The sequence below is a fragment of the Hydrocoleum sp. CS-953 genome (assembly GCF_002260545.1).
Lineage (GTDB): Bacteria > Cyanobacteriota > Cyanobacteriia > Cyanobacteriales > Microcoleaceae > Trichodesmium.
The window spans coordinates 1-9101 of record NZ_LGSU01001277.1 but is presented as its reverse complement, the minus strand read 5'-3'; the positions used below and the strand labels follow the sequence as shown (position 1 = coordinate 9101).

Sequence of the window (9101 nt, the reverse complement as noted above, 5' to 3'; positions counted from 1 at the left end):
TAATTATAGTGGACCACACACAATTTATTTACCTGAATATTTATCCACTTATAACTATTCAATTAGACATGATATTAGACTTGGGAAAATATGTACTTATATTAATGCCTAGTATAAGCACGTTCAAACCTAATCTTGAACTTCTCAGCAATAACTGCTAACCCCACACTACATAGAGCAAAAGCAACAAGCAATAATTTAATACCAAAATCTTCTGTTATTATCGCTACAGCAGCAAGAGCGATCGCCACTCCCACAAATATTTGCTTGAAACGAATAGCTGTTTTATGGGCGCGACTACAGGAACCACAAATTTGAGTATGTCGTGAGAAGCGATCTAAAGCAGGCAGTTGTGGATGAACTTGTAAGTTTTCTTGCTCTGGCAATGACTGAGTATTGTAACCAAGATAATATGGTAAACATTCTCCGTATTTATCCAACCATTTACGATACTCAACTACTAATATATCGGAAGTTTTCAAGGGCAAATATAGGGAACTTAGACTTTGCCCTAACCTTTGAACTTGTGCTTGCTGCCCAACTACCAGAGGTAAGTCTTCTTCTAAAAACTTACCTCGATACCAATGTTCCATCCAGCGTGGTTGCCACTTAAGTTTCCAACTGGGAGAGTTAGTATAATTTCTGATGATAATTCGGCATTTTCCCTTTCCTGTAGGCAGTGAATAAAGTGCCGCTCCACCTACCCGTTGTGATTTTTATGAAGCAGTTGCACCTCTGTATGTAATTAAATTCGGGGCAATAAAATTAAGCTGCATCCAGTTTTCAGTCTGTTGTCTTGTTTTCCGATATCTGCCTCTAATTCCACGAGCAGAAGTTTCTATAACTTCCATTTCCAAAGGTTGAGCTTGTTGACGACTATTCAGAGTAGCTTCATGGCTAATATATAGGTGAGATGGGTCGATAGCATTTTCAATGAAGTAGGTTTGATCGTAAGGTAGGTCGATCATATAGTCTGAACTAACCACTGTAGGGTTGTCTAAGTCTGCCACAGTGGGAATTAGTTTTTCATCTGCCACATTTGCTTCCCCAGCCCACATCCAAACTATACCTTGTTTTTCTACCACAAGAAATGATTTTACGCAAGCTTTGGCTGGAATTTTTGCATCTGCTGGCAACTGTGGAATATGCAAACATTCTCCCTGACTGCCAAACTGCCAACCGTGGTACAAACATTCTATTTTGCCGTCAATTATTTGTCCATCTGATAGTTTGGCTGCACGGTGGGGGCAAAGGTCTGCAAGGCAAATTAGCTTACCATCTTTATTTCTGAACAAAACTAAGGGTTCATCATACAAGGAAAAACTGTAAGGACGTTTTGTGGGTAAGTCTTGAATAAATGTGACTGGATACCAACAATTTCTCCAATTAAATTCTTGGTCTGTTTCTGAAGTTAGTAAGGTATCAGTGGATGGCGATATTTCTTCTGGAATATTGGGTGCTATTGTCATAATAATCCAATTTTTTGTTATGATATTTCTGAATTAGTCTATCATGTTTGTTTGGTTTAATAAAGGGGGGGGTTTGATATAAATAATCCATAAAATAGCCCTCCCTTCTAAAATAAAAATCAACTATTTTGTCATTATCAAGTTTGTGTTCAAGCAAGATTAATTTTTGACCAAAATACAACCTTTTCTTGCAGGTAAATCTAACTCTAATTGACTACCTTGATTTCCATCTTGCCAAGATATATGACAACTACCATAAACAGTTTTATTTGGTTGAGATTTAAGCTTACTAGCACTAACATTTACTTTCGCTGCTTCCGTACCAATATTAACAGCTACAATAATTTCTTCATCCCCTAAAATACGAGCAAATACATAAACATTTCCCTCAGCAAACAAAACCTTATAATTACCAGTACGCAAAGCAGAATATTTATTTCTAATAGCAATTAAATTTTTATGATATTCCAGAACTTCATTATCCCATTCTTCTTTATTAGGAAAACCACGACGAGAGTCAGGGTCTAACTTGCCTGGTAAACCTACTTCATCACCATAATAAATACTTGGTGCGCCAGGAAAAGTCATCAATAATAAAGTAGCTAGCTCAACACTTGCTTTATCTCCTTTAGCAATACTCAAAACTCTAGCTGTATCATGACTATCTAATAAATTGAGTTGAGTTAATTGAATTTCCCAAGGATAGAGTTGTAATAACTCCTGCATTTTTTGACCGTATTCAACAGCAGATATAGCTGGATAAGCTTCATAGTCACGGCCTTTAACTTGCTCAATATCCACGCTATCGCCTGTGGTAAAAGCAATAGTCGGACCAGTAAATAGATAATTCATCACCCCATCAAACTGACTGCCATCCAACCATTGTACGCAGTCACTCCAGACTTCTCCCACAATATATGCTTCTGGGTTAATAGCTTTGATGCGATCGCGAAACTCTTGCCAAAACCCAGGAGTCCTCACCTCAAACGGTACATCTAACCGCCAACCATCAATGCCAAATTCTAACCAATATTCCCCAATTTCCATAATGTATTCTTTCACTTCTAGGTTATCGTGATTGAATACAGGTAAAGCACGGTTGCCTACCCAACCCACATAATTAGCAGGTAAACTACCATCATAAGCAGACAGAGGCCAATCTTCTATTTTGAACCAATGTAACCAGGGAGAGTAAGGACCGTTTTCCAAGATGTCATTAAAGAAATAGAAACCACGACTAGCGTGGTTGAAAACTCCGTCAAGAACTACTTTAATATTGCGATCGTGAGCAGCATCTATTAATACCCTTAAAGCTTCATTACCTCCTAAAATTGGATCTACTCGATAATAGTCATGGGTATGATAGCGGTGGTTACAGGTTGATTGGAAAATTGGGGTGAAGTAAATGGCGGTGATACCAAGTTCCTGAAGATAGTCAAGTTTTTCAATGACACCCCAGAGGTTCCCTCCTTTGTAACCTTGAATAGTGGGAGACTCATGCCAAGCTTCTAGGATGCTGGGATACCAACCTTTGTCTATTCCTTTTCTGGTTTGGGTGGGTGGTTGACCTTTAACAAAACGGTCTGGAAAAATTTGGTAAAATACGGCGTGTTTTACCCATTCTGGTGTTTGAATTTGCATAGATAAACTTTTGAGTTAAGTTATTCTACTCAAAGTTACCAGATATTGAACTTGTTGTAAAATTATGTAACAATATTATTTTTTTCCATATTTAAGCTTTCTAGAATGAATAATTATATAACTATCAATAAATAATTCAAAAAATCTGAGGGTTAAGTAATTATGACATGGTTAAAACTGACAAAAAAAGCTCTACAATTAAAGGAGCAAAATAGTACGATAGAAGAAGTTAAAGTTGAATCTTATCCAAGTAACCCTACAGAAGATTGGATAAAAGAATTTCCGACAAGATGGTTTGAGGGTGCAGATGCGCCAAAAACTATGATCATTTCTAATAATGAGTATGAACCACAAAGTATTAAAAAAGGAGCAATTAAACTTAAGATATTATACAGGCTAGAGGAGTTGTATCCAGATAGTGATGTATCTGAAAAGTTGAAAGAGTTGAGTCAAAAATCTGGAGTAGATGTATCAGTATTAACTTTTTATAGCACTCAACCTATAAGTAAAGAAAAATTAAAAGAGCCATCTACTAAGAAACAACTTGACAAAATTTGTAGTGCTTTAGATTGTAATATCGATACTCTGAAGAAAAGAGAAGTAGATTTACCTCTATTTAAGTTTGACATAGACTTTTATATCAAGAAAAAATATCAAAATGAAGCTCACTTTATTAAAGAGACAGGCACTTCAGCAGAATTTATAGAGATTCTGAGAAATGAGTACATAGACGTATCTTTTATTAGTGACGATAACAGTATTAGTGACGATAACAGCGAGAGGTATCATTCATTTTGGCAATACAGAGATTTATGGTGTAGATATGTGGGATTTGGTTGTTAATCAAAAATACCCCTGAATTAAGTAAATGAATAAGTTTGACTCAAGGAATATTCGCAATATTACTTTTAAGGGTAGTATTCAAAATAAAGAATTTAGTAATGCATCAGCAGGACATAAAAACATCCATAAATTACTAATAACACTATGGGGAATATTGGTAGGTATTTTATCAAGTTTGATACCTCTAATTTCTGGTTTTGTGGTCAGTCAAATTTTGAGAGAGTTACAAAAGATAGGTAATTTTAATATAAATACAAAGGAAGCTATCTTAATGACTTCAATACCTTATCTTTTTTCCCTATATTATATAGTAATTAATGGTTTTAAAAAAGTTGGAATTTCTATAATTTTTATATTGACCGTTGTTCCCAATATATTCGGGTTTGTCAGTGAAAAAGGAACTAATATAACTAATATAATAATTCAATCGCTGCCATTTCTTGGATTTAGTATTACTCTAGCATATTTAGGCACAACAATTATTGCATTACTGATAACTACTGTATATACTACCAGTGGAACTTTAAGTCAATTTTTAACTTTAGCTAGTGTCATCTTTGCAGCTATATTTTTAACTAAGGATGAAAAAGTTTCACTAGAGAAAGTTGCCATAAGCATTTTAATAATAACTATAATTCTCACAGGTTATATTATTGGTAGAAAAGCTATCAGAGGTTCACCACAATTTGCATGGATAAAAAAAATAGCTATATTTTTATCTGCCACAGGTGGAACATCTTTTTACGGTGTTGATTTAACAGATGCTTGTTTTGATAATTCACATTTACCCCATACAGATTTTAGAAAAGCTATATTAACTGGCGCTAGTTTTAAAAATGTTACAGGATTAGAATTATCTAGACTGCAAGATACAATTTTAGAAGATCCTCATGTGAGAAAACTACTTACAAATCCAGAAGATGGCACTGGCAAAGATTATACTGGAGCAAATCTTAGTGGTGCTAACTTAAAAGGGGCTAATTTAGCAGAAGCTATTCTTATAGGAGCAAACTTAAACGGTGCAGACTTAACAGATGCTAATTTAGAAGGAGCAAATTTATCTAAAGCTCAAGTATTAGATGTAAATTTTTCCGGAGCTAGTCTAACAGAAACCTGTATAGAAGATTGGAGTATAAATAGTCGTACTTGCTTTGATAAAGTTGACTGTAAAAGAATTTATATAAAGCAAGGCAAACACGGTTTTTTAGAACCTAAACCAGACAGTGGAGAATTTAAAGATGGTGAATTTGAAAAATGGATAGATGAACTTCAAGAAACTGTAGATGTACTTTTACACGATTTTGATTTTGGTGGTTGGCAAGCTCTAGGTACTGCTCTAGATAAAACAGCAAATAAATATCAAGGAATCAATAAAAGTCGCTGGAAAATAGAGCAAAAAGATGAGAATGTAGTTCTCGCACAAATTGGTGTTTCACCAACCGCAGATAAACCGGCAATTCATCAGAGCATTACAAATAATTATTATCATGAATTATTAATTCAAGGTCATAAACCTAATATATTATTAAACCCTTCAGAAAAGGTAGAAATTATGGAAAACAAAAATGAAAATCCTACAGTAAGTGGCGATCTAATTAGTGGAGATAAAACCACATCTGGAGATGTTCATCTGAGTGATGTTACTCTCACAAATTCAGGAAGTATGGCATTGGTAAACCTCAATGGTCAGATTAACAACACTATCCAACAACTTCAGGATATTAAAACAGAAAAAGGCGAAGATTTAGTAACTATTTTAACTGCCTTGCAAGAATCAATTAATGATGATTCTATACTTTCAGAAGCTCAAAAAAAGCAAGCTCTTGAAGCTGTAGAAACCATAGCAGAAGAAGCTAAAAAAACACCAGGAGAACGTATCCTAAAACTTTGTTCAATGGCTTTGAATGCTCTTAAAGGTTTAACAGCAGCAATGACAGACGCTAGCAAACTAGCAACTACTCTCAAAAATTATCTACCAACTCTCACTACACTTCTTGGCTTATAAAAATTTTAATTTTTAGTGGTATGTAGGATTTGTAAAAGAACATTGAAAAAGGTATAATATAAAGTCAGAGTAATTACTATTACCTAAGTCATTGCGACGGTCACTCCGTGGAAGGAAGCAATCTCAGGGCTGACGCGAGATTGCTTCCTATCGTCGCAATGACCATTGTTCATTGTTCAACCGGATTCTAATAGACCTAGGCGTGATAATCAAAAATAAAATCAATTATCCCGTAGAAATTATCAATTCTTTCCCCCTAATTCCTACTCCCTACTCCCTACTCCCTCTTTTCCACCACAGGTCTAATAAGGAAAAATTATTCTCAAGGAATTTCCAGCATCATAAATAATAAATGGTGGGGTATTTAACCTATTAAATATAAAGATAATCAGCGATCGCCAACCCATAACCAAAATTTAACCTGACTATATCTAAATATCTAACCCCTTGCCAATGATCCCTAACCGTTGGACACTTAGAATGTGAATATTATTGGCAGTGAGGTTCAACCGTGAAAAACGTACTAAGTATAATTCTAGGTGGTGGCGCAGGCACCCGTCTCTATCCATTAACAAAGCTGCGGGCCAAACCAGCAGTACCCCTAGCCGGGAAATATCGTTTGATAGATATTCCTATCAGTAACTGCATCAACTCAGAAATGCAGAAAATATATGTTATGACCCAATTCAACTCCGCTTCTCTGAACCGTCATATTACTCGTGCCTATGATTTCCCTGGTTTTAGTGAAGGTTTTGTCGAAGTTCTGGCAGCTCAACAAACTAAAGATAATCCAGAGTGGTTCCAAGGAACAGCCGATGCTGTCCGTAAATATATCTGGTTGTTCAAAGAGTGGGACGTTGATTATTACCTAATTCTTTCAGGAGACCATCTTTACCGTATGGACTACCGAGAGTTTGTCCAACGCCATATTGACACAAAGGCAGATATTACTCTTTCTGTCTTACCCATTGATGAAGCACGGGCGTCCGACTTTGGCTTAATGAAAATTGATGACTCTGGTCGGATTATTGAATTTAGTGAAAAACCTAAAGGAGATGCCCTAAAAGTTATGGCAGTGGATACCTCTGTTTTAGGAGTTAGTCCAGAAGTTGCTAAAGAACAACCCTACATTGCTTCTATGGGTATTTATGTCTTTAATAAAGATGTGATGGTCAAACTATTGGAAGAATCCCAAGCTCCAGATTTTGGTAAGGAAATTCTACCTAATTCCGCCAAAGACTACAATGTTCAAGCTTATCCATTTGAAGGTTACTGGGAAGATATTGGAACTATTAAGTCTTTCTATGAAGCGAATTTGGCTTTGACTCAACAGCCTCAACCTCCGTTTAGCTTCTATGATGAAAAAGCTCCTATTTATACTCGCTCCCGCTACTTACCTCCAAGTAAACTTTTGGACTGCCAGATTACAGAGTCAATTGTGGGAGAAGGTTGTATTTTGAAACAATGTCGGATTGACCATTGTGTATTAGGAGTCCGGTCCCGTGTAGAAGCTGGCTGTGTAATTGAGGATTCTCTGCTGATGGGTTCCGATTTTTATGAACCTTTTGCTGAACGCCAATCTGGCCTAAGCCAGGGTAAAGTTCCATTAGGTATTGGTGCTGAAACGACTATTCGTGGGGCAATTATTGATAAGAATGCCCGCATTGGTCGCCATGTCCAAATAATCAATAAAGACCATATAGAAGAAGCCCAACGTGAGGAAGAAGGGTTCATCATTCGCAGTGGTATTGTTGTTGTCTTGAAAAATGCTATTATCCCAGATGGCACAATAATTTAGTAAATGTTTAGTATTAGTAGTTTAGTTGGTTAGTAGTTATGACTAAATACTGCTAATCACTAAATACTAATTGCTAATTTATGACCAGACTAATTATTCTGATCGGACTACCAGCTAGTGGCAAATCTACTCTAGCAAAGAAAATACTTACTAGATATCCTCAGTGTCAATTAGTTTCTACTGATGCTATCCGTGCTCAATTATTTGGTGACGAAGCAATTCAGGGACCTTGGCTACAGGTGTGGCAGCAAGTACAGCAGCAGTTTCACGAAGCTGTCAGCCAAACATCTCTAGCCATATATGATGCTACTAATGCCCAACGTGGGGGACGAAAAGAAGTGATTAACCTTGCTAGAGAAACTGGATTTAGCCACATAACTGGTATATGGCTTGACAAATCATTAGAATTATGCTTACAAAGAAATAAACAACGAAAGCGTCAGGTGCCAGAAGAAGTAATAATAAAAATGTACCGCCAGTTAACAGATGCTCCCCCAAGTTGTGAAGAAGGATTGGATGAACTGAAACGAATTACTAGATAATTAGGGAGTAGGGAGTAGGGAGTAGGGAGTAATTAGGAGAAATGGAACTTATAGAGGATTTAGAAGATTTCGTATGAATTAAGTACATAAATTACTATAGTAATCCTCTAATCGGTTGCAATATTTTAGTGGCACTTTTAGGAGTCAGGAGTCATAATTTTCAAGGTTTTCAGCTCTTTTTAACTATTATTAAAACTGTCACGACGAATTTAGGATTACTATATTAAAATCAAGGTATTACTAATTTAATAAAATAATTTGAGAAATAACTAATATAGCAATTCCCAAAAAGAGTGAGGTACAAAATTCTTTGGTTTTAGGGAGTAGGGAGTAGGGAAGATGGGGAAATGGGGAGTAGGGTAAGAGAAAAACAACTGTACCTCAGAAAGAATGAGAAACGCTATACCAAAATTTAAAAAGTTAGCTAAATATTCAGAAAAAAAGGGTTTTGCTAACCAAGTCTCTACTCTGACAATCTTTTTTCCAGATGGTATAAAATCAGGGAAACAAACAAGTTGGTTACTATAGCAATCCTCCGCATATTCGTGGCAAAAATCTTACTCCTTTTTTAGGCAAGAGGCAACAGGCAACAGGCAACAGGTAAGAGTTTGAAATTTTTTATTTACTTTTTAATTTATCACAACCTATTTAGGATTGCTATAATAACTCAAAAATTGAGTACGGCAATTGCTATTAGTATTTCAGGAAAAACCGAACTTGACTAAATATTAATCTTTGATAACTTGTAAAGAAAGAAGTAAACCTTAATATCAAGTCTGCTTGATTAGTCACCAATATAAGGG

Annotated in this window: 8 protein-coding genes; 5 read left to right on the top strand and 3 right to left on the bottom strand. The window is 35.8% G+C overall.

Annotation, left to right across the window (positions count from 1 at the left end; genetic code table 11):
• Positions 1-101 precede the first annotated feature (101 nt).
• From AFK68_RS42300 to AFK68_RS22620, 3 genes are all read right to left on the bottom strand, one after another.
• Entirely contained in the window at positions 102-647 is a 546-nt protein-coding gene (locus tag AFK68_RS42300) for a hypothetical protein (RefSeq protein ID WP_246844347.1), read from the bottom strand.
• A 69-nt stretch (positions 648-716) separates the two neighbouring features.
• Positions 717-1469, bottom strand: a complete 753-nt coding sequence (locus AFK68_RS42295) for a Rieske 2Fe-2S domain-containing protein (RefSeq protein WP_246844346.1) — start codon at positions 1467-1469, stop codon at positions 717-719.
• 159 nt (positions 1470-1628) lie between these two features.
• Positions 1629-3110, bottom strand: a complete 1482-nt coding sequence (locus AFK68_RS22620) for a glycoside hydrolase family 13 protein (RefSeq protein WP_094675295.1) — start codon at positions 3108-3110, stop codon at positions 1629-1631.
• Positions 3111-3272: 162 nt separating this feature from the next.
• On the opposite strand from AFK68_RS22620, the gene AFK68_RS22615 reads away from it, so the two are divergent.
• The 5 genes from AFK68_RS22615 (at position 3273) to AFK68_RS37215 (ending at position 8826) form a co-directional block, all read left to right on the top strand.
• The gene (locus tag AFK68_RS22615; protein ID WP_094675293.1) at positions 3273-3953 is read left to right on the top strand and encodes a helix-turn-helix transcriptional regulator; all 681 of its coding nucleotides are present in this window, start codon (positions 3273-3275) and stop codon (positions 3951-3953) included.
• 25 nt (positions 3954-3978) lie between these two features.
• Positions 3979-5958 carry a pentapeptide repeat-containing protein gene (locus tag AFK68_RS22610; RefSeq protein ID WP_094675291.1) on the top strand — a complete coding sequence of 660 codons (1980 nt, stop codon included), beginning with the start codon at positions 3979-3981 and terminating at the stop codon, positions 5956-5958.
• A 511-nt stretch (positions 5959-6469) separates the two neighbouring features.
• The gene (locus tag AFK68_RS22605; protein WP_094675289.1) at positions 6470-7756 is read left to right on the top strand and encodes a glucose-1-phosphate adenylyltransferase; all 1287 of its coding nucleotides are present in this window, start codon (positions 6470-6472) and stop codon (positions 7754-7756) included.
• A gap of 80 nt (positions 7757-7836) precedes the next feature.
• Complete coding sequence (locus tag AFK68_RS22600) at positions 7837-8298, top strand: AAA family ATPase (protein WP_094675287.1); 462 nt, start codon at positions 7837-7839, stop codon at positions 8296-8298.
• Positions 8299-8688: 390 nt separating this feature from the next.
• Entirely contained in the window at positions 8689-8826 is a 138-nt protein-coding gene (locus AFK68_RS37215) for a hypothetical protein (RefSeq protein WP_168186606.1), read from the top strand.
• Positions 8827-9101 lie beyond the last annotated feature (275 nt).

Bases quoted from the DNA above. Each gene is read 5' to 3' on its own strand.
- AFK68_RS42295 (WP_246844346.1), bottom strand. From the start codon at position 1,469: ATGACAATAGCACCCAATATTCCAGAAGAAATATCGCCATCCACTGAT.
- AFK68_RS22620 (WP_094675295.1), bottom strand. From the start codon at position 3,110: ATGCAAATTCAAACACCAGAATGGGTAAAACACGCCGTATTTTACCAA.
- AFK68_RS22615 (WP_094675293.1), top strand. From the start codon at position 3,273: ATGACATGGTTAAAACTGACAAAAAAAGCTCTACAATTAAAGGAGCAA.
- AFK68_RS22610 (WP_094675291.1), top strand. From the start codon at position 3,979: ATGAATAAGTTTGACTCAAGGAATATTCGCAATATTACTTTTAAGGGT.
- AFK68_RS22600 (WP_094675287.1), top strand. From the start codon at position 7,837: ATGACCAGACTAATTATTCTGATCGGACTACCAGCTAGTGGCAAATCT.
- AFK68_RS37215 (WP_168186606.1), top strand. From the start codon at position 8,689: ATGAGAAACGCTATACCAAAATTTAAAAAGTTAGCTAAATATTCAGAA.